We start from the raw sequence: 26,214 nt of genomic DNA on the forward strand, positions 1-26,214 counted from the left end.
TATTTACTTAGCAGCTTCTAGTGATGCAGTGTCATTAACTGCAGCAGCTGTCATAGTTTTTACGATTCGTTTTGTTAGACCGGTAAGAACTTTACCTGGGCCTAATTCTAGTAGCTTCTCTACGCCTTGCTCATTCATAGCTTGTACGCCTTCAGTCCAACGAACTGGGCTGTACAGCTGGCGAACAAGTGCGCTTTTGATTTTTGCCGGGTCTGTTTCAGCAATAACATCAACGTTATTGATAACAGGCAGTGCCGGCGTGTTGAACTCTAGAGCTTCTAGAGCAACCGCTAGCTTGTCTGCTGCAGGCTTCATAAGGGCACAGTGAGACGGCACAGATACTGGTAAAGGAAGTGCACGTTTAGCGCCCGCTTCTTTACATAGTGCACCAGCGCGCTCTACTGCTGCTTTGTTACCCGCGATAACAACTTGGCCAGGTGAATTGAAGTTAACTGGAGACACAACTTCGTCTTGTGCCGCTTCTTCACACGCTTTAGCAATCGCCTCATCATCTAGACCGATGATTGCGTACATTGCACCAACGCCCGCAGGAACCGCTTCTTGCATCAGTTGACCACGTAGTTCAACTAGCTTGATCGCTTCTTTAAAGTCGATAACACCCGCACACACTAGTGCAGAGTATTCGCCTAGGCTGTGGCCGGCTAGGTTTGCAGGTTGCTCTAGACCAAGCTCTTGCCATACACGCCAGATTGCAACAGACGCTGTTAGTAGAGCCGGTTGAGTACGGAAAGTTTCATTTAGATTTTCTACTGGACCATCTTGAACCAATGCCCATAGATCGTAACCAAGTGCTTCTGAAGCTTCAGCAAATGTCTTTTTAACAACATCATACTGTTCGCCTAGGTCAGCAAGCATACCGATAGCTTGAGAGCCTTGGCCTGGGAATACGATAGCAAATTTGCTCATAGTAATTTTCCTTTAAGCAAAGTAAAAAATTGAATAAGGCACATAAGTTATGTGCCTTGTTTGTTGATTATCGCTTGGGGTTAGAATTTAACTAACGCAGAACCCCAAGTGAAGCCGCCGCCAAATGCTTCAAGTAGAAGCGTTTGGCCACGTTTAATTCGCCCGTCGCGAACAGCCTCATCAAGGGCCGTTGGTACGGTAGCTGCCGACGTATTGCCGTGCTTATCAAGAGTAATCACAACTTGATCAAGCGACATCGTCAGCTTTTTAGCGGTTGCCGAAATAATACGGTAGTTCGCTTGATGTGGAACTAACCAATCAAGCTCTGACTTATCCATATTGTTCGCAGCTAATGTGTCTTTCACTAGCTTAGAAAGCTGAGTTACCGCCACTTTAAATACTTCGTTGCCCGCCATGTGCAACCATTTGTCCGCATCACCGCCACGCTCTGGAACTTCGAGGCTTAGAAGCTCACCATATTTACCGTCAGAGTAAATGTGAGTAGACAAAATACCTGGCTCTTCGCTTGCGCCAACAACCACCGCACCTGCAGCATCACCAAATAAGATGATAGTAGAGCGGTCAGTCGGATCACAGGTTTTTGACAGTGCATCCGCACCGATTACCAAAACGTTCTTACACATGCCAGTCTTGATGTGTTGATCAGCAACAGACAGTGCGTAGACAAAGCCAGAACACGCCGCAGCTAAATCAAACGCAGGGCAGCCTTTGATACCAAGCTTGCCTTGTACCTGACATGCCGAAGACGGAAATGTGTGGCTACTGCTGGTTGTCGCAACGATGATTAAATCAATATCTTCTTTGTCGATACCTGCCATTTCAATGGCATTCTCAGCAGCGTAAAACGCCATATCCGCAACAGTTTCGTTTTCCGCTGAAATACGACGCTCTTTAATACCTGTTCTAGCAACGATCCACTCATCGCTAGTCTCTACCATTTTCTCTAAGTCTGCGTTAGTACGCACCTGAGATGGCAAGTAGCTGCCAGTACCTAAAATTTTGCTATACATGAAGACTAATAATGCCTCTCGAGTAAAACCGCTTCCAAACGATCGCTAATGCGACTGGGGACTTGTCGTTTGACCTCGTGTACTGCCTCACCAATCGCGTTGACGACTGCAGACACATCAGCACTTCCATGGCTTTTAATGACAATGCCGCGCAATCCTAACAAACTTGCGCCGTTATACTGGTCGGGGTTCAAGGTTTTTAATTCAGTAAATAGCTCAGAAAACAACATTCTGGCGATCCAACCCTTTATTGTTGAAGCCATCATGCGCGTTTTTAGCTTATCAATAAAGAGCTGAGCCGTACCTTCACACGTTTTTAAGCAGACATTGCCCACAAATCCATCACATACGACGACATCAGCAGCATCTTGAAGTAATTGATTACCTTCAATATAGCCTATGAAGTTCACAGACTGAGTATTCGACAACATTTCAGCGCATCGTTTTACAAGGTCATTGCCTTTGATTTCTTCAGCGCCGATATTCAAGATAGCGACACGAGGCACGCGACCTAAATGTTGTTCTGCTAATGCACTGCCCATTACGGCAAACTGAAACAGTGAATCCGCGTCACTAGAAACGTTCGCTCCTAAATCAAGCATCCATGTACGGTTGCCAGAAGCGGTAGGCAAAGCTGAAACCAATGCAGGCCTATCAATACCAGGAAGGAGTTTGAGTCGGAAACGAGATAACGCCATCAGTGCGCCGGTGTTGCCACCACTCACACAAGCATCAGCTTGTGACTCGGCAACCAGATCGATAGCAGCACGCATAGAGCTACCCTGACTGTTGCGTAGGGCCAGTGAAGGTTTTTCAGAATTGGAAATGACTCGATCACAATGCTGGATACTCAAACGAGAATCAGGCATTCGACCTAATGAAGATAATTGAGATGTGATCGCGTTTCGATCACCTATTAGAATGACTTTTAGCTCTGGGAAATACGACAGTGCCTGCACGGCGGCAGGCACTGTAACACGAGGACCGAAGTCCCCGCCCATTGCATCAAGCGCAACGGTTAGATTTTGCAAAGGTCAACCTTACTTGTTGATAACCTTTTTGCCGCGGTAGAAACCTTCGGCAGTCACGTTGTGACGTAGGTGAGTTTCACCTGAAGTTGCGTCTACAGAAAGTGCAGCTGTAGTTAGCGCATCGTGTGAACGACGCATGCCACGCATTGAACGTGATTTCTTGCTCTTTTGTACGGCCATTGACCCTACTCCTATGTAAATTCTTAAAGATACTTACTAATAAGTTACTTCTTTAAGTTTTTTAAAACATCAAATGGATTCGGCTTTTTATCTTCCTCAATTTCTTCAGGAAGTTCACCAAACACCAAGTTATTTGAGTTAACGCTACATTTCGCATCGTCGTGCATTGCTATTTGTGGCAATCCAAGGATGAACTCGTCTTCAACTAATTGAATCAGGTCTAACTCACCGTACTCGTTCAGATCTACCAAATCGTACTCTTCCGGTGCTTCCTCTTCACTTTTCTCGCTGTAAACAGGAGTATAAGTAAATTGGACATCGCACTCATGTGCGAAAACCTCATTACAACGTTGACACTCTAAATCGACTTCGACGTTAGCTTTACCAGAGATAACGACTAATCGTTGTTCATCAAGCCCAAATGACATTGAGACTTGCGCGTCACGTTTTACGCCTTCAGTTGTTTCGGTTAAACGCTTTAAAAGACTGACTTGAATGATACCATCCATATCGAGTCGTTTTTGAGCCGTTCTTGCCGGATCAACTGTACGCGGTATTTTTTCCTTTTGCATAGGGCGCGAATCTTATCTTCCAAATCGTGTTTAGTCAAAGGAAATGGCAAAAAAAATGTACTTTCCTACCTTTCCTGTTCAGAGCATTATGAATAGCAGGCTAAGTTACGTTATCCTGAACTAAATGCTTACACGAATTGTAAATTAAAATGAGAAATTACCAACTAGTTTTAGCTTCTACATCTCCATTTAGGCAAGAGATCCTCAAAAAACTACAGTTAGACTTTGTCACAGCGAAGCCTGACTGCGATGAAACGCCACTTCCAGAAGAGACTCCTCAACAATTGGTAATGCGTCTTGCTGAAACCAAAGCCAAGTCTTGTGCTGTCGAACAACCAAGCCTAGTGATTGGTTCCGATCAAGTATGTGTGATTGACGAAGAAATCATTGGCAAACCTCATACTCGTGAGAAAGCGATTGAGCAATTGTCTCGTCAAAGTGGTAAGAGCATCACTTTCTATACTGGGATAACGGTATGGAACAGCGAGACCAATAAAGCTGACACGCGTCTCGACACCTTTGTTGTGCATTTCCGCGATTTAACTGAGCAACAGATCATTTCTTATGTTGAGAAAGAGCAGCCTTATTACTGCGCGGGCAGTTTTATGTGCGAAGGGTTAGGTATTGCATTGTTTAAACAGATGGAAGGTAAAGACCCAAACACGCTGATCGGCTTACCTCTGATCGATTTAGTCGATATGCTTGAGGCACAAGGAATGAACGTGTTGTAAGCAATACTTACGACTCTGTTGGAGATTCCCTACTCCTTCCTTCGTCAGTCTAGGGAATGACGGAACGCGTAATTTTATCTAATCCGCTAATGATATAGAACGTGACCTTAAAAAGTCATCATCCTCAAGAGCGAGGAACGAGCGAGTTGGGGAGCTTCTGCAACATATGAAAACAAAAAAAGGTTGACGATATTCGTCAACCTTTTCCATTTGATGCATCTGATACTCAATTCACGAAAAATCTCGTGTCTTCTTAAAGCTTACGTAAACCAGTTAAGGCTTTCTCTAGCCTTCTTTCCATTGGCGCCGAGATATCCATCTTCTCTTCGCTACCCGGGTGGATAAACTTGATGTTGGCTGCATGTAAGAACAGACGATTCAGTCCTACTTTACCCGTATAAGCATCGAAACGACGATCACCGTAACGATCATCCCAAGCTATTGGATGACCAGTATACTGAGCGTGCACACGGATTTGGTGTGTACGGCCTGTAATTGGGCTAGCTTGAATCAACGTCGCCTCTTGGAATTTCTCTAAAACCTTAAAGCGGGTTTCAGAAGCTTTACCATTCGGGTTCACTCGAACAATGCTATTCACTTCATTTTTTAACAAAGGTGCGTTGACGACTTTACAGCTGTTCTTCCATTCGCCCATCACTAAAGCGAAATAGTATTTTTGAACCGTTTTTTCACGGAACTGTGCTTGAAGGTGTCTTAGCGCCGAGCGCTTCTTAGCAACAAGCAAAATGCCAGACGTATCTCTATCAATACGGTGCACTAACTCAAGAAAACGAGCATCAGGGCGAAGAGCACGCAATGCTTCAATCGCGCCAAACTTCAAGCCGCTGCCACCATGAACCGCAGTACCTGATGGTTTATTGAGAATCAGCATGTGATCATCTTCATAGATGATGCACTGTTCCAATTCCGAAACCTTATTGAGTTTCGTGCTCGGTACATTCTCTTCCGTTTTCTCTTCAATAGTAACGGGAGGGATACGTACTAAGTCGCCAGCTTTTAGTTTGTACTCAGCCTTGATACGTTTCTTGTTAACGCGGACTTCGCCTTTACGCACGATTCGGTAAATCATGCTTTTCGGGATGTTTTTTAATTGGTTGCGTAAGAAGTTATCAATACGCTGACCAGCCATATCTTCGTCAATGTCGACAAATTGGACTTGGGTTCTAATTTCGCTCATTGGGTTATTGTATCACTGTCACTTTTGATAATTGAGATTTTCTTAACCCTATTCTGAACTTATTTATCTAAAATCCCTGCGACTCTATCCCTAAAAGGGCATTGAAGTTCTATATTTCTTTGATTCTTCGAACAAAAAAGCAGCAAGCTTCCTGCAAATTAAAATATCAATTGATAAATTATTTATAGACAGTGAGTTAGAGCTATCAAAACCCAAACAAAAACTGTTTTTTTTACCGCATTACGACAAAGCAGATTGCTGTGTTTACCGACCACTGCTATAGTTCACAGCTGCTATCAATGGATTGACTAATATTTAAACAGCTAACCATTCATAAGCAAGTAAATGAGTAGATGACTCAGATTAGACAGTGCTGCAATCGGCGTAAGACACGGTCAACTGAGTTCCTTATCGCTCTACTCACGTACACTCATGTTGAGTATTCACCGCCACATCGCGGATCATAGGCTAACTCCCTATGATGACTGACGTGCCCCAGAGCATCCCTCTCCAGCCGGGAGGCTGCACCGATAAAGCCATGGGATCTGGCACCATGAGAAACGAACTAAAGCGATAAGACCAATGATGAAAATAAGAAAAGACAATGAGAATTTCTAAATGAAAAGAATGTTAATTAACGCAACTCAAAAAGAAGAGTTGCGTGTCGCTTTGGTTGATGGCCAGCGACTGTTCGATCTAGATATCGAAAGTCCAGGTCACGAATCAAAGAAAGCGAATATCTACAAAGGACGTATTACCCGTATTGAACCAAGCCTAGAAGCGGCATTTGTTGATTACGGCGCAGAACGTCACGGTTTCCTCCCTCTTAAAGAAATTGCCCGCGAATACTTCCCTGAAGGTTATACATACCAAGGCCGTCCTAGCATTAAAGAAGTGCTAAGAGAAGGACAAGAAGTAATCGTACAAGTTGAGAAAGAAGAACGTGGTAGCAAAGGCGCTGCACTGACAACTTTCATCTCTTTGGCGGGTAGTTACTTAGTTCTTATGCCAAATAACCCTCGCGCTGGCGGTATTTCTCGTCGTATCGAAGGTGATGAACGCACTCAACTGAAAGCAGCATTAAGCACTCTTGAGCTTCCTCAAGGTATGGGCTTAATTGTGCGTACAGCGGGTGTAGGCAAAAGTGCAGAAGAGCTAGAGTGGGACTTGAACGTTCTATTGAATCACTGGGGCGCTATCAAGCAAGCTTCTGATTCAAATGCAGCTCCTTTCCTTATTCACCAAGAAAGTAACGTTATCGTTCGTGCGATTCGTGACTATCTACGTCGTGATATTGGCGAGATTCTAATCGACAGCAATACTATTTTTGAACGTGCACAAGCGCACATTCAATTAATACGCCCAGATTTCATGAATCGCGTTAAGAAATACGATGGTGAAGTACCACTATTCAGCCATTACCAGATTGAAAGCCAGATCGAATCTGCTTTCCAACGTGAAGTTCGTCTTCCATCTGGTGGTTCTATCGTAATCGACCCAACAGAAGCTCTGACTTCTATCGATATCAACTCTGCTCGTGCAACAAAGGGCGGCGATATCGAAGAAACAGCACTTAACACTAACCTAGAAGCAGCCGATGAAATTGCACGTCAATTACGTCTACGTGACCTAGGTGGTCTTGTTGTTATCGACTTTATCGATATGACTCCGGTTCGCCACCAACGCGAAGTAGAAAGCCGTCTACGTGATGCCGTTCGTTTAGATCGCGCACGTGTTCAGATTGGTCGTATTTCTCGCTTTGGTCTTCTAGAGATGTCTCGTCAACGTTTGAGTCCATCACTAGCAGAAGCAAGCCACCACATTTGTCCTCGTTGTACAGGTACTGGTGTTGTTCGTGATAACGAATCTCTAGCACTATCTGTTCTACGTCTGATCGAAGAAGAAGCTCTAAAAGACAACACTGCGCAAGTTCTTGCTGTAGTCCCTGTTCCTATCGCTTCTTACCTATTGAACGAAAAACGTCGCTCAGTAAACCACATCGAGAAGAACCAAGAAGTTAAGATCACTGTAGTTCCTAACTCTGACATGGAAACACCGCACTTTGAGGTTATCCGTGTTCGTGAAGGTGAAGAGTTCGACCTACTGTCTTACTTGCTGCCTACCAAGCTAGAAGCTCTAAAAGAAGCAGAAAGCAAAGAGCCTGCAGAACAGACTATTCGTCCTAAGAAGATCGAAGAGCCAGCTCTTAAAGGCTTCGCAGCTCCTGCTCAATCAGCACCGACTCCAGCTCCAGCACCTAAAGCTGTAGAAGAGAAAAAAGCTGAATCAGCAGCGACTCAAGAACCAGGTTTAGTTGGTCGTTTCTTCAAAGCTATCGGTAGCTTCTTATTTGGCTCTTCAACTCAAGAAGAGAAAAAAGAAGAAGAGAAGCAAGAAGAGAAACCTAAGAACAATCGCAACAACGGCAACCGTCAACGCCGTGATCGTAACGATAACCGTCGTCGTAACCAACGTGGTGAGCGTGGTGACAATCGTAACGAAAACCGTGACAACAAACGCCGTCGTAAACCAGTTCGTGATGAGAAACCTGAAGAGCAGAAAGAAACTGCTCCACAGCAAAATCGCCAGCCTCGTAAGCCTAAGCAAGACCGTCGCAATAAGTCACGTGATGAGCAGAAGCAACGCGAAGAGCTAGCACCATCTAAATTAGCAGAAGAAGGTCTACAGCTAGCGGCAGAAGCTCAAGCTGATAAACTAGAAGCGCCTAAGGCTAAGCCAGAAGCGAAAGCAGCTAAGATTAAAGAGCGTCGTCAGCGTCGTAAACTGAACAAACAAGTTCGTATTAAAGACCAACAAGCTGAAGCTTCAGAAAACTCGTCAAATGAGTCTGCTGTTGCTAAAGAACAGTCTATTGCGAAAGAACAATCAGTAGCTCAAGAGCAAAAAGTTGCGGAACAAGTAGAAGCAACTCAAGCAAACGCTGATGAACAAACAGAACAGGAAGAGCCGAAGCAACGTCGCAACCGTCGTTCTCCACGTCACCTACGTGCAAGTGGTCAACGTCGTCGTCGCGGTCGTGATCGTCGTCCTAACCCATTCCGCCTACGTAAAGGTGGTGTAGCTTCTCCAGAGATGGCTATGGGTAAAGTGATGCCTCGCTTCATTCCAAAACCTCACCATAATCAGGCAAAACCTGAAGTGGCTGAAGTTCAAGTAGCAGTTGAAACTCAAGTTGCTGTACAGGAGCAAAACGTAGCTCAAGAGACGGCACCACAAAGTAACACAGCTATTGCTGGCGGCTTTGCATGTCCTGAACTTGCGATGGGTAAAGTCATTATCCGCCGTGAAGAAGCTGGAACTGTCGTTGAAACTCAGGTAACTGAAGCTCCTGCGGTAGTTGAAACTGAGAAAGTTGAAACTCCAGTGATTGCTGAAACTGCGAAAGTTGAATCGCCTGTTGTAGCAGAAGCTGTGCAAGTAGAAGCAACACCAGTTGTTGAAGCTGAAGCACCTAAAGCTGAAAGTGTAAAAGTAGAAGAAGCTCCTGTGGTAAAAGCAGAAGCTCCTAAAGCGGCACCAAAGGCCGCTGTTGCTAAAAAACAAGCAGGTTCACCAATGACTAAAGCTCCTGGTCCTCAAGAGATCAAAGAGATTCAAGTTGTTGCGGCTCCATTCCGTACTGAGCGTTTTGTATCGAAAGGTGCAGGTAGCCAAGCAGCGTCAAATAAAGCCGGCGCAGGCATGACTAAACCTCAATACTAATGAGCTTCGCAGAGTAATCTGCAGAGAACTATCTAAGGGCGACTTATTCATAAGTCGCCCTTTTTTTATATCCACAGTTCCGATTAGTTATAATAGATATATTACTCAAAATAGGGTTCAACCTTGAACTTAATCACATTTTTGGGTAGCATTCGCGCACTTATATTTTCGACACTTAGCTATTGCCGCTCTTTTTCATCACTGTTTGGCTACGCAATACATTCGTGTCGGTAAACCCATTTTAAGCATAGCTGAGCAAACATGTTCGAATTCCCACAATTTTCAAAGCACTCTGTAAAAAATGATGTGCTTTCAGGTCTTACCGTAGCCTTAGCTCTGGTACCTGAAGCCGTAGCATTCGCCTTTGTTGCAGGCGTTGACCCAATGGTTGGTCTTTACGCAGCATTCATCGTAGGTTTAATCACTTCTGTCTTCGGCGGTCGTCCAGGTATGATTTCTGGTGCAACTGGCGCAATGGCTGTTGTAATGGTTAGCCTAGTAGCAACCCATGGCGTTCAATACCTCTTTGCGGCAGTTATGCTAGCCGGCCTTCTTCAAATTGCAGCGGGTGTATTCAAGCTAGGTAAATTTATCCGTATCGTTCCACACCCAGTAATGATTGGTTTCGTGAACGGTTTAGCGATCGTTATCTTCTTAGCGCAGCTTGGACAATTTAAAGCGCCAGACGTAACAGGTGCCTTAACTTGGTTACCAAGCGGTCAAATGACACTAATGCTAGGTCTAGTAGCCCTTACAATGGCTATCATCCACTTCCTACCTAAGCTAACAACAGCAGTACCATCTTCATTGGTTGCTATTGTTACAGTAACAGCTTTGGTTGTAGGCCTTGATCTTGAAACTCGCACTGTTGTTGATTTCCTACGCACTATGTCTGGTGACGAAGCTGCAACACTAGCGGGCTCTCTACCAACATTCTCTATTCCAGCAGTACCGTTTAGCCTAGAAACGCTATACATCATCCTGCCTTACGCAGTGATTCTTGCTGCGATTGGTCTAATCGAATCACTACTAACGCTAACCGTACTAGACGAAATGACAAACACTCGTGGTCAATCTAACCGTGAATGTGTTGGTCAAGGTATGGCGAACGTGACGTGTTCAGTATTTGGCGCGATGGGTGGTTGTGCGATGATCGGTCAATCGATGATCAACGTAAACTCAGGTGGTCGTGGTCGTCTTTCAGGTATCGTAGCGGCAGTTGCACTACTGATGTTCATCCTGTTCGGCTCTGCACTGATTGAAATGATTCCTCTAGCAGCACTTGTGGGCGTAATGTTCATGGTTGTTATCGGTACGTTTGAATGGGCAACCTTCAAGTTGGCACGTCGCGTTCCTAAGCAAGACTTCTTCGTTATCGTTCTTGTAACTGTAGTTACAGTACTAACAGACCTTGCGGTAGCAGTTGGTGTGGGTGTTGTTGCTTCTGCACTAATGTTTGCATGGCAACATGCTAAGCACATCTACGCAGACACATCGGTTAACGCTGAAGGCTCTAAAGAGTACAAAGTTAACGGTCCAATCTTCTTTGGTTCAACCGCTAACTTCCTTGAGTTGTTTGACTCATACAACGATCCACAAGATGTTATCGTTGATTTCGCAAACTCACGCGTTACTGACCACTCTGCTATTGAAGCGATCGACACGATTGCTGACCGTTACGCGGCACTAGGTAAAACACTTCACCTTCGCCACCTAAGCCAAGACTGTGTTGCTATGCTGCACAAAGCGGGTAGCTTAGTTGAAGCGAACGTTGCAGAAGACCCAATCTACAAAGTAATGTCTAAGTAAGCTTAGTCATAGCTTAAAGCTAGATTTAGAAAGGCCGACATTCAATGTCGGCCTTTTTTATATCGATGAACCTTGATACTTTATCACCCTCCAAGAACACAGCCTCTACACTATATTGAACGCAGTATCGCTTCGCTCGACTCTTCGATTAAATCCAACACTAATTCAAAGCCATTCCCCTCACCATAATAAGGATCGGGAATTTCTTGATATTGTGACTCTCCAAAACTCAAAAATAACGCGAGCTTGTATTGGAGGTGAACTGGACACTGGCTCACTAAGTCATCTAAATTCTCCTTGTCTGCCGCAAGTATCAGGTCAAACTCTTCGAAGTCATTATCTACCACTTTACGAGAGGTAATCCCTTTAAAGCTGTAGCCGCGCTTCTCTCCTGCTGATTTTGAACGTGAGTCTGGCGCATTGCCTTGATGAAAGCCAATCGTCCCAGCGGAGTCGACCGTTACATTAATATCCATCTGCTGAGCTTTCTTTCTCAGCACCGCTTCACCTGTTGGCGAACGACAAATATTCCCCATACAAACCACGAGTATCTTTTTCATCCGTAATCACCTGTTCTTCCGATGGTTTTTGCTATCGTTAAGTTAGGCTATGATAGGCGTAATCACAACTTAAAAGGATTTGTTATGTCGACCGAAGACAACAAAGAACAACGCCACAAAGCAAGACAACAGAAAGTAAAAGAGCAAGTCGATGCACGTGTTGCAGCAGCGCAAGAAGTGAAAGGACTGTTATTGGTTATTACTGGCAACGGGAAAGGGAAATCGACATCAGGTTTCGGTACGATTACACGTGCAGTCGGTCACGGTAAGAAATGTGCCGTTGCTCAGTTTGTAAAGGGAACCTGGGATAACGGTGAAAAGAACGTTCTTCAAAAACTCGATGTAGAGTTCCAAGTGATGGGTACAGGCTTTACTTGGGAAACTCAAAATAAGGCGAAAGATATTGAAGCCGCACAGCGCGTATGGAAAGAGTGCCAACGCATGCTAGCTGATGAGTCGATTGATGTAATTCTGTTTGATGAGCTGACGTACATGGTGAGCTATGGCTACATTGAATTGGATGAAGTGGTAGAAGCTCTGAATAACCGCCCTAAAATGCAATCAGTGATCATCACAGGCCGTGGAGCGCATCGAACTTTAACGGACATGGCCGATACCGTGTCTGAAGTTCGTAACGTTAAACACGCTTTTGAATCTGGTGTTAAAGCTCTGCAAGGCGTTGACTGGTAATTGCATTCAACCAGAGATCCCCGACTCGGTCATTCTTCCCTCTCGAGGATGACGACCACTAGACTGTCACGCCCTTGAACAAGGCACTAATACCTATCGTCATTCCCTAATGCGAGGGGCGAGCTTCATAGGGAATCTCTCTTGGGTATTATCGGCAGCCAAACAAAAGCGCCATTCCTCGTAATAAGGAATGGCGCTATTTATATGCTATTTATTTAAAATGGCGATTAGTTAAACAAGCCTTTGAGTAAACCATTGACTGCATCTCTAGTTTTCTCATCTTTGATCTTGTCACCGTATTTTTCTTCAAGTTTCTTAATACCGCGATCAATCTCTTTTTCAGCTTTCTGTTTCAACACATCATCAAAAACAAGCCCAAATTTCGGGTCAGCCCACTGGCCGGTTACCTTAATTGGAATCGTCACATCTTTGAGATCATCAATGCTCTTACCACCCTGGCCTTCAAGCGAACCAACAATTGACGTGCGAACCAGGAAGTCGACCGTTTCATTGATGAAGTTTGCTTTACCTTGACCTGTCACGCGTAAAAGAGGCGACTGTGCCGATAAGTCGTTCGTTGAAACCCAACCTTTATCAACCTTGAGTGTTGCTTTCATTGCACTAAAATCTGTCTTTTGAGACTCATCTTTGCTTTCGACTTTTTCGCCTTTGATCTTAGCGTAGTTTTCTCTAATCAGTTGCGCGATGTTGATGCCATTAACCGCACCATCTTCAAAGTCAATCGCAATAGTACCTACCAAGTTCTTCTTGATTCCTGTTGGCGTCAAGCTCTTACCTTTAACGTTAACATCGATATTACCGGTACCTTCCAGCGTATCGTTGTTCGCTACGTCAACCAGTAACGGTTGTACTTTTACGCCTTTAATCTTTTTCTTAGCCGTGTAAGTCGCAGGCGTCTTGCGTGCATCTAATCGTGCTGTTGCCGAGATAGAGCCTTGGTAAAGATTCGAGGTAAACGATGTCAGATCTGCGATACCACGGTTAACTAAGAACGCAGTTTTCACGTTCTGCATTTTTGCGTTGTTCGCCTTGAACTTATCGATTGTGATATGACCTTTCACATCGAGCGTTTTCAGAGCTGACAGATCAGGTTCTACTTCTTTCGCAGGAGCCGAGTTATCTGAACTTGACGTCGAAGAAGCTGTAGTATTTGAAGTTGAGCCACCAGCAGAATCAGAAGGCGCAGCACTCGCTGTTTCTGATGTATTACCTAGGCCTAAAAACTCATCTAAATCGATGTTCGGGCTATGAAGAGAAAAACGAACCTTTGGTATTTCAGATAAAGTGATGTCCGCTTTACCGTCTAGTGCGATAGCGTTAGCTTGCAGCTTCTCTAGCACAAAGCTCAAGTGACTCTTAGTTAGATCAAAGCTTAAGTCAGACAGCATATCCACTTTCATTGGTGATTGAGGAAGCGTTTCACCTTTGAATGTTGAGTCTAATGTTAACTTGTTTAGTGTAACTTTTGAGATCGCGCTATCGACAGTTAAGTCACCGCCACCTTTAAGATCAAGGTCAAGACCAGCAGCATTACCAATCACCGCATAAGTCAATTGGTTAACCTTATCGAACTCAAACGTATTTAAGCCAATCTTCGCTGACTCGATCGACGTTGCTGGATCATTGAACTTCGCATTAAGGTCAATATTTCGTAATGCGTAGCTTGCAAAGCCTTCCGCTAATTTGAATTCAGCACTGCCATTTGCAGAGAACTTCTGTTGGTTGTTTTCACCAGAAGCCGCAAACGTCGCGGTCGTCCATGTATCAACGGCAAACTCAGAAAGACTCAAAGACACATCGTATAGCTTAGTGAATGAACCTGCTTGCTTGTCGTCCATCTCAAACAATGCGTTTGAGACAGTTACACCTGCAAGATTGATCGTCCAGCCAGATGTGTCTGTAGAAGTTTGCTCTTGAGGCGCCGGTGTTGCTTCAGAACTTGTATCCGCTGCAGGTTCAGACTCCTTAGGAGCAGACACTTGTGTGAGCGCATCGATGTTCTTGCGACCATCTTTAAGCGTTTCTAAATAAAATTCTGCACCATCTAGAGTGATATTGCCGATCTCTAGTTGATTGCTAAATAGCGGAGTAACCGAAACATCAACGCCAACCGTATCAACCTTAAACAGGTTTGGTTGAGTGAACCCTTCAGGGTTACGTAATTCAGTTTGACCAAGTTCGAAGCCAATAGATGGGAAGAATTGCCAACTGATATCACCCTCGATCACGAGCTCTAGGCCTGTGTGTTTTTGGGCTTGTTCGACAATTAATGGCTTAAATTGGTTGGGATTCACTAACAGCACTAGTGCCAGAGTTGCTGCAACGACAACAAACAGTGGTACAGCTATGAAAATGAGTAGTTTCTTCATCCGCATATTCCTTGCTTAGATTCCAAAAGAAAGTGGCACTATAAAAGTGCCACTGATTCGGTAAAAAATAAAGCTAAGTGAGTCACTTAGGCAAAATTTTATTCGATTAAGACTTCAACAACTTCGCAATATGCGCTTTTAGAACATCAATCGCAATACGGTTTTTACCACCACGAGGAACGATGATGTCTGCATGTTGTTTTGAAGGCTCGATAAACTGCATGAACATTGGGCGTACTGTTTCTTGGTATTGTTTAAGTACCGTATCCATTGTTCGACCACGCTCTTCTACATCACGCTTAACACGACGTAGTAGACAGATGTCCAACGGTGTATCCATAAATACGCTTGCGTGCATTAGTTTACGAAGACGCGGGTCTGTCAGAAGCAGAATACCTTCTAAAATGATCACTTTCTTAGGAGTAAGTGTAGTCGTTTCAGAAGTGCGTGTGTGCTCTGTGTAGCTGTATTCAGGAACTTCCACGGCATTGCCACTCATTAGCTGCTGTAGATGTTCGCATAAAAGGTCATGATCTAGTGCATTTGGGTGGTCGTAGTTAGTTTTAACTCGCTCTTCCATACTCAAGTGACTTTGGTCGCTGTAATAGCAATCTTCCGTGATAACACCAATTTGATGGTCGCCTACTTTTTCGCGCAGCTCATTATAAATCGTACTCGCGATCAGGCTTTTTCCTGAAGCTGAAGCGCCAGCGATACCTACGATGACACATTGATTATTATCAGACATTAATTTGCACCCGATATGGTTTGGTGGTGGGAAGAGATAAACCGCCTGATTATAGGGGCTAAAGCATATAGATTCTAGTCGCGATGTTAGCTAATTGCAGTCAAATTGATGATCTCAATACATTTACTTAAAACAATCGTTTGCTTTCAAATAACTTAAATACAACTATGTGCACAAGCCCTATGGCTATCCACTTAATCCAACCGTTGTTTATCTCACCCAAACATGATTTACACACCTTTGTGATCAGCCATTGCTATTCAACCATCGAGAAGTTAATCGCCTCTGGTCTCGCTTTTCCCGTCCAGAACATCTTCGCAGCCACATTCTCAGCAAGCTCTAAGTAATGACGCGTGTGTTCACTATCTGGACGACGTATAACGGTTGGGCAACCTGCATCAATATCTTCACGTACATCAATGTGCAGCGGGATTTGCGCTAAGATATCGAGGTAAAACTCTTCTGACATGGCTTCCGCGCCACCAGCGCCAAAGATATGCTCTTTCTCGCCACAGTGGCTACAGATATGGTAGCTCATGTTTTCCACTAAGCCTGCCACTGGCACGCTCACTTTATCAAACATCGCCACACCTTTACGCGCATCGGCTAATGCCAAATCTTGAGGGGTGGTCACCACAACCGCGCCCGTCACTGGGATCTGCTGCGAAAGCGTTAACTGAATATCACCCGTGCCCGGTGGCATGTCGATAACAAGGTAATCCAACTCTGGCCATACGGTTTCGTTAACAAGCTGACCTAATGCTTTCGCCGCCATTGGACCACGCCAGATAGCTGCATCATCTTTTGATACAAGGTAACCGATAGAATGCGTAAAAATGCCGTGCGCTTCGATTGGCATCATCCATTTGTTATTCTGTACTTCTGGTTTTGCGTCTAGCTGACCAAGCATCATAGGCACAGATGGACCGTAGATATCCGCATCCAACAAGCCCACTTTTGAACCTGACTTAGATAACGCAAGCGCAAGGTTTACAGAAGTAGTCGATTTACCCACCCCACCCTTTGCCGACGTCACGGCGATAATGTTCTTAACGCCCTTCAAAGGTGTCGCGACTGTTGTTTCTAGCGCAGACGGCTTCACTTGTACTTCAAACTGAAAAGCACTAACAAGTTGCTGTTCAATCTGGGAGTGGACCCACTGTTCCAGTTCAATTGCGAGCTGATTAGCAGCAAAGGGTAAAGTAATAATGAATGATCCACGCGGATCAACCGATACAATATTTTGGTGTAGCGCCCACTCTGGGATGAGAATTGGTGACTCGAACTCATTCAGCCATGAACAGAAATCTTGCTTAGAAGTAAAGTTACGCATTGGGGCTCCTTTTTTTATTTATGCTATCACCCACGAGATGAAGACTGAACCCCTAAAAAACTAGGGGAATCCTTTGTCTGATAACTTGGCGTATCACACGTTATAAAGTAGTATTACCTCTCAAAATTTATACCTATCAAAAAAGCGAATTATTAAGTATGGCAACTGATCCAAGACAACTTTTGGTAACTTGTGCGCTTCCGTACGCTAACGGCTCTATTCACCTTGGTCATATGCTTGAGCATATCCAAGCTGATATCTGGGTTCGATACCAGCGTCTACGTGGCAACACTGTAAACTTCATCTGTGCTGACGATGCTCACGGCACGCCAATTATGCTTAAAGCTCAACAGATGGGTATCACGCCAGAAGAGATGATCGCTGCTGTTAGTGAAGAGCACCAAAAAGACTTCGCTGGCTTTGATATCAGCTTTGATAACTACCACAGCACACATAGTGAAGAGAACCGTGAACTGGCTTCTCACATCTATCTAGAACTTAAAAAGAACGGCTTCATTTCTAGCCGTACTATTTCTCAGCTTTTCGATCCTGAGAAAGAGATGTTCCTACCAGACCGCTTCGTAAAAGGTACTTGCCCTAAGTGTAAGTCAGAAGACCAGTATGGTGATAACTGTGATAACTGTGGTGAGACATACAGCCCAACTGAGCTAATTAGCCCTAAATCAGCGGTTTCTGGCGCAACTCCAGTAATGAAAGATTCTGAGCACTTCTTCTTCGATCTGCCTCAGTTCGAAAGCATGCTAAAAGAGTGGACTCGTTCTGGCTCTCTACAGAATGAAACTGCAAACAAAATGCAGGAATGGTTCGAGTCTGGCCTGCAACAGTGGGATATCTCACGTGATGCACCTTACTTCGGTTTCGAAATCCCAGGCGAGAAAAACAAATTTTTCTACGTTTGGCTAGACGCTCCTGTTGGCTACATGGCTTCTTTCAAGAACCTATGTGATAAGCGCGACGATCTCAACTTTGACGAATACTGGAAGAAAGACAGCACAACTGAGCTTTACCACTTCATCGGTAAAGACATCGTTTACTTCCACAGCCTATTCTGGCCTGCAATGCTTGAAGGCGCTGGTTTCCGTAAGCCAAACAACGTATTCGTACACGGCTACGTAACGGTGAACGGTGCGAAAATGTCTAAGTCGAAAGGCACATTCATCAAAGCAAGTACGTACTTAAATCACCTAGACCCTGAGTGTCTACGCTACTACTACGCTGCTAAGCTAAACAGCCGTATCGATGACCTTGACCTTAACCTTGAAGACTTCACTCAACGTGTAAACGCGGATGTAGTAAACAAGATTGTTAACCTAGCGTCTCGTAACGCTGGCTTCATCACGAAGCGTTTTGAAGGCAAACTTGCTGCTGAATTTGCAGAACCTGAGCTATACAACGAATTCGTTGCTGCTGCTGAGCGTATCGGTCAGCTATACGAAACTCGTGAGTTCAGCCGCGCTATCCGTGAAATTACTGCACTAGCTGATAAAGCTAACCAGTACATCGACGAAAAAGCACCTTGGGTTCTTGCAAAAGAAGAAGGTAAAGAGAAAGAGCTTCAAGAAGTTTCTTCTGTCGGTATTAACCTATTCCGCGTGCTAATGGCTTACCTTAAACCCGTTATGCCAGAGCTTGCGGCTCGCACTGAGGCTTTCCTAAACGAAGAGCTTACGTGGGAAGCGATTGCTACTCCGCTAACTGATCACGAAATCACTAAGTTCAAGGCGTTGTTTAGCCGTATTGATCCGAAGAAAGTAGAAGCAATGATCGAGTCTTCTAAAGAAGATGCAGCCGCAGAAGCCGCTGCGAAAGAAAAAGCAGAAGCTGAAAAAGAGCAAGCAAGCCAAACTGAGCTAGACAAAGAGCCAATCGCAGACGAGATTGAATTCGATGCCTTTGCAGCAGTCGATATGCGTATTGCTCGTATTATCTCATGTGAAGAAGTACCAAAAGCGAACAAGCTACTGAAGTTCCAACTGGACATCGGTGGTGAAACTCGCCAAGTATTCTCTGGTATCAAGTCAGCATACAAACCTGAAGAGCTAGAAGGCAAGCTAACTGTAATGGTAGCCAACCTAAAACCTCGTAAGATGAAGTTTGGTATGTCTGAAGGCATGATCTTAGCTGCTGGTCCTGGTGGCAGTGACTTGTGGATCCTTGAACCACACGAAGGTGCTCAACCTGGCATGCGTGTAATGTAGCTCTGGCTTCAGTCAGATAACAAGCACTCATAGCGAAATCCCTAATGCACTTTTAACTTGAATGAGTTGATAAGCATTGGGGATTTTTTATATCTACCGAAAATAAGCGTTCTCTGTTAGAGTCGCCGTCAACTATGCTATGTAGAGTAGAAATTTGTTTGCCGACAATAACGGGCTAACCAACACCTTTTACTCTTCAAACCCTTTTTAGGAATCCCCAGTGACTAACAACGAAATCTTGCGTCGTATTCAACACGCGCTAAACCTTAAAAATGCACAGATCATTAAAGCTATCGAGCAAGCTGATGTGACCGTTGCTCATGACCAAGTGATTAATTGGCTAAAAGACGACAACGACAAGTCATGCTCTAAGATGAACGATAAAGAGTTAGCGGTATTCCTAAATGGTTTTATCAATATTAAGCGTGGCAAAAAAGAAGGTGTTCAACCTAAACCTGAAGTTGCTCTGACTAACAACATGATTTTCATGAAGCTGCGTATTGCGTTGAACATGAAAGCAGAAGATGTATTAGATATATTAGAAGTGGTAGGCATCAGCCTAAGTAAGTACGAGATTGGTGCCTACTTCCGTAAGCCAGAGAACAAGAACTACAAAGTATGTGAAGACCAACTACTTTGCGATTTTCTAAATGGCGTGCAATTTACTAACCGTCCAGACTCAGAAGAGTTTGCAGGGTAAGTTACTGCCTATTGATACGTTTTCACCAACTATCAATAAATAAAAAGCGGCGAGATAATTTGATTATCTCGCCGCTTTTTCGTTTCTTTACGTCGTTTACTCAATAAGTAAAACAACCGAACAATACTTTTATGAAAAGACTTAGCTGTCGTCTTCAGTAAAGTTTGTCGGTAACGTTGTCTTCATCTCGTTCCAAATCTGTGCGCTTGCGATACCGTAGTTACGAATCACAAGTGGTAAATTCTCACGCTCACCGCTTTCACAAATAACAAACAAGTTTTTGTAGAACTCCATGGCTAAACGACGAGCTTCTGGGTTAGAGAAGTAGTAGCTGCCAACACGGTCGTACAACTTACGAACACCATTGAAGATCAGGCCATAAATTTGGTTACCTGAATGGAATGCTAAACGTTGGAAAAGCATGTAATCGTAGAAGTTAAAAGTTTTAGCAATTAAGATCGTTTGACGCTTCGCTTCATCTTTTTCTACGTCTTCTTTCACCGATTGTTTGATCTTGTCAGCATATGGCGACGATTCTAAGAATTCATCCCAAGTAGGTGCCGCAAGTAAAGATTCACAAGATTCAATTACGTTAGTAATCGTACGCTCTGAAGCCTCTTTATTTGCTTTGAATGCATAACGCATAAAGATAGGGCTGATGTTAGTACGAGCAGCAAGCAGGTCTTCTACCATTTTACTTGCGTTATCAACGTCCAACGTCATTAATGTATCAAGGATATGAAGACCTGACGTTTCCATAAACTGATTAACTTTAGTTGGCTTACCGTGTTGGATTGTCAACCAACCATCACGAGCAAGACGCTGAAGTACTTCACGAAGCGTAGTACGTGTAACACCAATCAGCTCAGAAAGCTCACGCTCTGCGGGCAAGATAGAACCTGGAGCGAAACGGCCATTCCAAATACTTTCAATGATATACTTTTCTGCAAATCCTGCCGGGCTCTTTGCCTTAATGACCATCTACACTTCAATCCAATTTAATTATTTTGTTCTAATTTACTCATCATACCACTAGTTAACACCCTGCGGAAATACCCCCAAAAAATTTTACTCACTCAAAACCCAAGTAGAGTTAAAACTCTAAAGTTCAGCACACGTTTGCACTCAAGGTTTGGATAGCAAGCGACTACAAATCATCATTTAAACAAACCATTAACACAACAAATTCTTTTTAAAATCAATGAGATTGGTCATATTTTTAAATCTATTAATTTGCAATATTAAGTTGTAATAATCATATATAAGCCGTCGTTATTCTGTAAATTTTAATCATTTCGCTGAAATATTGATTCTAGTCGGTTTTTATCACATTTTAAGTGGTATGCTTGCGCTACTTTGATCGCGTTTCTCAACAAAAAAGAGGTATTTTTAGTGCTACAGGGGTTTTCCTGTTGACTAAATGTTATCTAAGAGTAGAGTTGCGCTCAAAAATAAGCAGTGCTTGAGTTTCTAAGGGAGTGACTTGGCAAGACCACAGAACATTACATGGAATGTAGTTTTTCTAAGTCACTGTTAGTTATAGGTTTTAACTAAATCTACAGCTCGATTCTCAAAATGTTGTATTGCTTGTCTATTCATAATCAACATAAAAGAGTATTAACATGCCGATGTCTCTCGGAAACGCTTTTATCAAAAACTTCCTTGGTAAAGCTCCTGATTGGTATAAACTTGCCATCATTTCCTTTTTAATCATCAACCCGTTTGTTTTTTTCCTAGTTGACCCATTTGTTGCGGGGTGGCTATTAGTGGTTGAGTTTATTTTCACTCTAGCTATGGCTCTAAAGTGCTACCCTCTCCAACCCGGTGGCTTATTGGCAATTCAAGCCGTCGCCATTGGCATGACTAAACCAGAAATGGTTTATCATGAGCTACAAGCAAACCTACCAGTATTACTCTTACTCGTATTCATGGTTGCTGGCATCTACTTCATGAAAGAACTACTTCTGTTCATTTTTACGAAGATCCTGCTCGGTATCCAATCCAAAATTCTACTCTCTGTCGCTTTCTGTGTCGCCGCAGCATTCTTGTCTGCCTTCCTAGATGCGCTGACAGTAATCGCCGTAGTCATTAGCGTTGCAGTGGGCTTCTACTCTATCTACCACAAGGTTGCATCAGGTAAGGGCACAACGTCTGCGCACGATCATACTCATGATGAAGAGATCTCTGAGCTAACACGTGATGACCTTGAAAACTACCGCGCATTCTTACGTTCACTACTTATGCACGCCGGTGTTGGTACTGCTCTGGGTGGTGTAATGACCATGGTAGGTGAACCACAAAACTTAGTAATTGCTAAGCAAGCGGGTTGGGAGTTCGGTGAATTTATTATCCGCATGCTGCCAGTTACACTGCCTGTTTTCTTCTGTGGTATTTTAACTTGTGCACTTGTCGAGAAATTCAAAGTGTTTGGCTACGGTGCAGAGCTGCCAAATAACGTTCGCCAAATCTTAGTTGAATTTGACAACAAAGAACGCGCAAATCGTACAAAACAAGATGTAGCTAAACTATGGGTTCAGAGTGCAATCGCAGTTTGGCTTATTGTTGGCCTTGCGCTTCACGTCGCTGAAGTCGGTTTGATTGGCCTTTCAGTGATCATCTTAGCTACAGCGTTTACAGGTGTAATTGAAGAGCACTCGATGGGTAAAGCTTTTGAAGAAGCACTGCCATTTACCGCACTTCTTGCCGTCTTTTTTGCGGTTGTTGCTGTAATCATCGACCAGGCTCTATTTAAGCCAGTAATCGATGCTGTACTTCACGTTGAAGATAAAGGCGCACAGCTCGCACTCTTCTACGTAGCCAATGGTATCTTGTCGATGGTTTCAGACAACGTATTCGTCGGTACGGTTTACATCAACGAAGTTAAAACAGCTCTGGTTGAAGGCGTCATCACTCGCGACCAATTTGATCTGCTTGCTGTTGCTATCAACACAGGTACCAACCTACCTTCTGTTGCTACGCCAAACGGCCAAGCTGCATTCCTATTCCTATTAACGTCAGCACTTGCTCCGTTAATTCGACTGTCTTACGGCCGCATGGTCATCATGGCTTTGCCATATACTCTCGCATTAGCACTTGTTGGCCTTGCCGGTATTGTGTTCTTCGTAGAACCGATGACAGCATGGTTCTATGATGCAGGTTGGATCATTCACCGTACGGGTGAAGTGGTAGCTCCAGTTATCTCCGGTGGCCACTAACCCGGATTTCTATCGCTAAACACAATAGGTACATCTAACTAATCAAAAATATTAGTTGATTAGGAAACTTATCCAAGATAAAAAGCTCTGAGTAATCAGGGCTTTTTTATTTTATTGACAGGATTAAATTCGTGAACTTTTTTGCAATGCTCAAAGACTTCTCTAAGGGACGTTTATCTTGGCTTTTACTGCTGGCTTTTATTGTCTTTTTTGAAGCATGTGCTCTTTTCTTTCAGCACGTGATGATGCTTGGCCCTTGTGTAATGTGTATCTACGAGCGCGTTGCTATGCTCGCTATCGGCATCGCAGCAATGATTGGTGCTATTGCCCCGCATAATCCGATATCACGTTGGCTAGGTCTACTTGGTTGGGGGTTAGGTGCGTATAAAGGGTTGATGCTTGCTTTAGAGCACGTTGACTACCAGTTTAACCCGTCTCCTTTCGCTACCTGTGACCTGTTCGTGACCTTCCCTACCTGGGCACCTCTAAACCAATGGGCTCCGTGGATGTTTGAGGCCTACGGCGACTGCAGCAAGGTAGTATGGCAGTTCTTAGAACTTTCAATGCCTCAATGGCTAGTGATTATCTTCGCGGGTAACTTGGTTGCTTTCAGTTTTGTAGTGATCTCTCAATTCGTTAAATCAAAGAATGACTAACAATTAGCTCATCATGTTAAGAAACGAAAAAGTCGACATTACGTCGACTTTTTATTATCTATAAACAATGCAATTAAGCTTTTTTACCACAGCACTGTTTAAACTTTTTACCACTTTCACACGGGCAAACATCATTTCGGCCGATGCCCTTAAACGGATTCACACTTTGAGATTTATTTCCGAGCATCGCTTCATCCGCTGCTAGCGCAACTTCTGTCACCATCAAATCGACTTGCCCGACGAGATCATTCAAAGTTGGCGGGGTTTCTAATCCAGCCGCTTTCATTTGCTCGATTGTCTGTTCTTCATCAATCGCCAGCATGAATGTTGTTAACATTGCTTGTAGCATGCGTAATGTGCCATCTGCGATTGACGTTTCCTGCCACTGTTCTTCAATCGTCGGCCAGACCATCATAAAACCTTCAGAAAAATCGGCTAGCTGTTCAGCAAAGTTATCTGCATCAAGCACTTCTGTAAGCAAATATTCACTTCGCTGAATGAGGTTATGTTGGCGATTAATTTGCTCGGTGACTTGAGGAACAAAGTCCTGACCAGTTTCAGGAATAGCTATAGGTAACCAAGCCTCTGGGTCAAGAGGTTTAGTTGCAAGGTTAGATGCAAATATAGCACCTTCTACAAACTGGGCTGTTACGTCGTTAATTGAGTCAGGAAGACTCAATAATTGATACTTCATATTACTTCACTAGTCGGTCAATTCTGTTGTCTCCATTATACCCACAAGGCTAACAATTAGTAATTATTCGTATAGCTCTATGATTAATTACACCTACCAGTAGCCACGCAAACATTATCTTTAGTTCAATTCAGCAAACTAAACTTATTTCATTTTGAAAATTTAAGTTTGAAGTGTAAAAAGAGTCACTGAAATATTTAGTTACATATAGAATACATTATGAAACAACACCAAAATGGTTTTACTTTGATAGAGCTGGTCTCTGTCGTCGTTATTTTAGGCATACTTGCCGTTACCGCAGCTCCTCGCTTTCTAAATTACCAACGCGATAGCCATGAAGCTATAGCTCAAGGTGCTTTTTCTTCTTTTCGAACTGCGGTTAACCTTTACCACTCACAGTGGCTTGTTGATGGAGAGCCTGATTTTAATCAAGATGTCGATTATGGTGAAGGCAGCGTTTATCCTTCATCGACTGGTTTTCCAATCGCTGTTGATCAACTACCGATTAATTCGGGGACTGCAATTAGAGGGAGTGACTGCGCAAGGCTTTGGCGGGCGCTCATGAATACTGACCTCACCGTTAGAGATCACGGTAGCTCAGTATTCCCTTCAGAAGAACCGATCGTTGCTTGGTATACATCAGATCCAAGCTGCTATTACTACTACACTGATGGTTACTCGCTAGGCGAAGATTTACCAAGGCTCAACTACTTCCCTCTAACCGGTGAAATAACTGTTACGTCAGATTCACCTAGCTCATAGTGACAAGCTTTTAACTTGCCCGTACAATCACGCGTCTTAATTTTCGATCCATTCAGTTTCGGTAAAGCAAATGCGAGTAATACTTGGCCCTATGGAGGGCGTTTTAGACCATCTAATGCGTGAAATTCTCACAGAGATCAATGATTACGATCTCTGTGTGACGGAATTTGTGCGCGTAGTTGATCAACTTCTTCCTCCGCATGTTTTTCACCGTATTTGCCCTGAATTGCATCAAGGCTCTCAAACCATGGCTGGTGTTCCAATCCATCTCCAGCTTCTAGGACAACACCCAAATTGGATGGCCGAGAATGCTTTTCAAGCTGCTAGTTTAGGCGCTAAAGGCATTGATCTTAATTTTGGTTGCCCTGCAAAAGCGGTAAACAAAAGTAATGGCGGTGCGTCACTGCTAAAAGAACCAGAACTCATCTATCAAGTGGTGAAGTCTTGTCGAGATGCGGTGCCAGCACACATTCCCGTATCTGCAAAAATTCGATTGGGTTGGGAGCACCCGGAAGAGTGCTTTGAAATTGTCGACGCTATCGAACAAGCAAAGGCAGACGAACTCACTGTGCATGCAAGAACCAAAGTTGGCGGCTATAAAGCCAGCGAAATTAAATGGGATTACATCAATCAAATAAGAGAAAAAACGTCTCTACCTTTGATTGCTAATGGGGAAATCTGGAACTATCAAGATGGTCAAGATTGCATAGAAGCCACTGGCGTCGATTCATTGATGGTCTGTCGTGGCGCTTTCAACATTCCAAATCTTGGCAACGTCGTTAAGCACAACCACCCAAAAATGCCGTGGAATAAAGTCATCGAACTTTTGCTACGCTATTCAGAGTTTCAAATAAAAGGGGACAAAGGCATGTACTACCCCAATAGAGTGAAGCAGTGGTTTGTTTATCTAAGTAAAGGCTACCCTGAAGCGAACGAACTATTTAAAGAAATTCGCACTTTCAAGAAAGCGCCACCTATTGTGGAGCGCCTTCAGCGTTATCAAGAGGAACATCGCCAAACTGTGTGAGTTAGTTCCCCTTCTTCT

The 26,214-nt window shown here is 43.8% G+C and carries 22 protein-coding genes; 10 read left to right on the forward strand and 12 right to left on the reverse strand.

The window, feature by feature from the left end:
* Positions 1 to 3: 3 nt before the first annotated feature.
* From fabD to yceD, 5 genes are all read right to left on the reverse strand, one after another.
* Entirely contained in the window at positions 4 to 927 is a 924-nt protein-coding gene (gene fabD / locus ACED53_RS01120) for an ACP S-malonyltransferase (RefSeq protein ID WP_012603567.1), read from the reverse strand.
* An 80-nt stretch (positions 928 to 1,007) separates the two neighbouring features.
* Positions 1,008 to 1,958 carry a beta-ketoacyl-ACP synthase III gene (locus ACED53_RS01125; RefSeq protein WP_010437276.1) on the reverse strand — a complete coding sequence of 317 codons (951 nt, stop codon included), beginning with the start codon at positions 1,956 to 1,958 and terminating at the stop codon, positions 1,008 to 1,010.
* A gap of 5 nt (positions 1,959 to 1,963) precedes the next feature.
* Entirely contained in the window at positions 1,964 to 2,989 is a 1,026-nt protein-coding gene (gene plsX / locus ACED53_RS01130) for a phosphate acyltransferase PlsX (protein ID WP_012603565.1), read from the reverse strand.
* 9 nt (positions 2,990 to 2,998) lie between these two features.
* On the reverse strand, positions 2,999 to 3,169 hold the full coding sequence (rpmF, locus tag ACED53_RS01135) for a 50S ribosomal protein L32 (protein WP_004737376.1): 171 nt from the start codon (positions 3,167 to 3,169) through the stop codon (positions 2,999 to 3,001).
* 44 nt (positions 3,170 to 3,213) lie between these two features.
* On the reverse strand, positions 3,214 to 3,741 hold the full coding sequence (gene yceD / locus ACED53_RS01140) for a 23S rRNA accumulation protein YceD (protein ID WP_004733994.1): 528 nt from the start codon (positions 3,739 to 3,741) through the stop codon (positions 3,214 to 3,216).
* Between the two features lie 149 nt (positions 3,742 to 3,890).
* On the opposite strand from yceD, the gene ACED53_RS01145 reads away from it, so the two are divergent.
* Entirely contained in the window at positions 3,891 to 4,472 is a 582-nt protein-coding gene (locus ACED53_RS01145; protein ID WP_017099037.1) for a nucleoside triphosphate pyrophosphatase, read from the forward strand.
* 253 nt (positions 4,473 to 4,725) lie between these two features.
* Here ACED53_RS01145 and rluC read toward each other — a convergent pair whose 3' ends face one another.
* Positions 4,726 to 5,670, reverse strand: coding sequence for a 23S rRNA pseudouridine(955/2504/2580) synthase RluC (gene rluC, locus ACED53_RS01150; protein ID WP_012603563.1), 945 nt, complete (start codon positions 5,668 to 5,670; stop codon positions 4,726 to 4,728).
* Positions 5,671 to 6,288: 618 nt separating this feature from the next.
* On the opposite strand from rluC, the gene rne reads away from it, so the two are divergent.
* Both rne and ACED53_RS01160 read left to right on the forward strand, forming a co-directional pair.
* A complete protein-coding gene (gene rne, locus ACED53_RS01155; protein ID WP_017099460.1) occupies positions 6,289 to 9,393 on the forward strand; it encodes a ribonuclease E in 3,105 nt (1,034 codons plus the stop codon).
* Between the two features lie 261 nt (positions 9,394 to 9,654).
* Complete coding sequence (locus ACED53_RS01160; RefSeq protein WP_009848614.1) at positions 9,655 to 11,202, forward strand: SulP family inorganic anion transporter; 1,548 nt, start codon at positions 9,655 to 9,657, stop codon at positions 11,200 to 11,202.
* A gap of 110 nt (positions 11,203 to 11,312) precedes the next feature.
* Here ACED53_RS01160 and ACED53_RS01165 read toward each other — a convergent pair whose 3' ends face one another.
* Entirely contained in the window at positions 11,313 to 11,762 is a 450-nt protein-coding gene (locus tag ACED53_RS01165; RefSeq protein WP_012603561.1) for a low molecular weight protein-tyrosine-phosphatase, read from the reverse strand.
* Positions 11,763 to 11,846: 84 nt separating this feature from the next.
* Between ACED53_RS01165 and cobO the strand changes: the two genes are divergently transcribed.
* Complete coding sequence (cobO, locus tag ACED53_RS01170; RefSeq protein ID WP_029224060.1) at positions 11,847 to 12,452, forward strand: cob(I)yrinic acid a,c-diamide adenosyltransferase; 606 nt, start codon at positions 11,847 to 11,849, stop codon at positions 12,450 to 12,452.
* Positions 12,453 to 12,679: 227 nt separating this feature from the next.
* Here cobO and ACED53_RS01175 read toward each other — a convergent pair whose 3' ends face one another.
* The 3 genes from ACED53_RS01175 to apbC all read right to left on the reverse strand — a co-directional run bounded on the left by ACED53_RS01175 (position 12,680) and on the right by apbC (position 16,923).
* Entirely contained in the window at positions 12,680 to 14,842 is a 2,163-nt protein-coding gene (locus tag ACED53_RS01175) for an AsmA family protein (protein ID WP_017099462.1), read from the reverse strand.
* A 106-nt stretch (positions 14,843 to 14,948) separates the two neighbouring features.
* Positions 14,949 to 15,590 carry a uridine kinase gene (gene udk, locus ACED53_RS01180; protein WP_004734002.1) on the reverse strand — a complete coding sequence of 214 codons (642 nt, stop codon included), beginning with the start codon at positions 15,588 to 15,590 and terminating at the stop codon, positions 14,949 to 14,951.
* Positions 15,591 to 15,846: 256 nt separating this feature from the next.
* Positions 15,847 to 16,923 carry an iron-sulfur cluster carrier protein ApbC gene (gene apbC / locus ACED53_RS01185; protein WP_017099463.1) on the reverse strand — a complete coding sequence of 359 codons (1,077 nt, stop codon included), beginning with the start codon at positions 16,921 to 16,923 and terminating at the stop codon, positions 15,847 to 15,849.
* Between the two features lie 158 nt (positions 16,924 to 17,081).
* Between apbC and metG the strand changes: the two genes are divergently transcribed.
* Both metG and ACED53_RS01195 read left to right on the forward strand, forming a co-directional pair.
* Complete coding sequence (metG, locus tag ACED53_RS01190; RefSeq protein WP_017099464.1) at positions 17,082 to 19,142, forward strand: methionine--tRNA ligase; 2,061 nt, start codon at positions 17,082 to 17,084, stop codon at positions 19,140 to 19,142.
* Between the two features lie 220 nt (positions 19,143 to 19,362).
* Entirely contained in the window at positions 19,363 to 19,842 is a 480-nt protein-coding gene (locus ACED53_RS01195; RefSeq protein WP_017099465.1) for a DUF1456 family protein, read from the forward strand.
* 141 nt (positions 19,843 to 19,983) lie between these two features.
* On the opposite strand, the gene fadR is transcribed toward ACED53_RS01195, so the two are convergent.
* Positions 19,984 to 20,823, reverse strand: coding sequence for a fatty acid metabolism transcriptional regulator FadR (gene fadR / locus ACED53_RS01200; protein ID WP_009848622.1), 840 nt, complete (start codon positions 20,821 to 20,823; stop codon positions 19,984 to 19,986).
* Positions 20,824 to 21,464: 641 nt separating this feature from the next.
* On the opposite strand from fadR, the gene nhaB reads away from it, so the two are divergent.
* Positions 21,465 to 23,057: a Na(+)/H(+) antiporter NhaB gene (gene nhaB / locus ACED53_RS01205; RefSeq protein WP_017101190.1), complete on the forward strand. Its 1,593-nt coding sequence runs from the start codon at positions 21,465 to 21,467 to the stop codon at positions 23,055 to 23,057.
* Between the two features lie 131 nt (positions 23,058 to 23,188).
* Positions 23,189 to 23,713, forward strand: a complete 525-nt coding sequence (dsbB, locus tag ACED53_RS01210; RefSeq protein ID WP_017101191.1) for a disulfide bond formation protein DsbB — start codon at positions 23,189 to 23,191, stop codon at positions 23,711 to 23,713.
* Positions 23,714 to 23,786: 73 nt separating this feature from the next.
* Here the strand turns inward: dsbB and ACED53_RS01215 are convergent, their stop codons facing one another.
* Positions 23,787 to 24,407 carry an SEC-C metal-binding domain-containing protein gene (locus tag ACED53_RS01215; RefSeq protein WP_017101192.1) on the reverse strand — a complete coding sequence of 207 codons (621 nt, stop codon included), beginning with the start codon at positions 24,405 to 24,407 and terminating at the stop codon, positions 23,787 to 23,789.
* Positions 24,408 to 24,626: 219 nt separating this feature from the next.
* Here ACED53_RS01215 and ACED53_RS01220 point away from each other — a divergent pair, with 219 nt between their 5' ends.
* Both ACED53_RS01220 and dusC read left to right on the forward strand, forming a co-directional pair.
* The gene (locus ACED53_RS01220; protein WP_009848626.1) at positions 24,627 to 25,169 is read left to right on the forward strand and encodes a prepilin-type N-terminal cleavage/methylation domain-containing protein; all 543 of its coding nucleotides are present in this window, start codon (positions 24,627 to 24,629) and stop codon (positions 25,167 to 25,169) included.
* A 70-nt stretch (positions 25,170 to 25,239) separates the two neighbouring features.
* Complete coding sequence (gene dusC / locus ACED53_RS01225) at positions 25,240 to 26,196, forward strand: tRNA dihydrouridine(16) synthase DusC (protein WP_017099046.1); 957 nt, start codon at positions 25,240 to 25,242, stop codon at positions 26,194 to 26,196.
* Positions 26,197 to 26,214 lie beyond the last annotated feature (18 nt).

This window comes from Vibrio sp. 1F169 (assembly GCF_041439605.1).
In the GTDB taxonomy this organism is placed as follows: Bacteria; Pseudomonadota; Gammaproteobacteria; order Enterobacterales; family Vibrionaceae; genus Vibrio; species Vibrio tasmaniensis_A.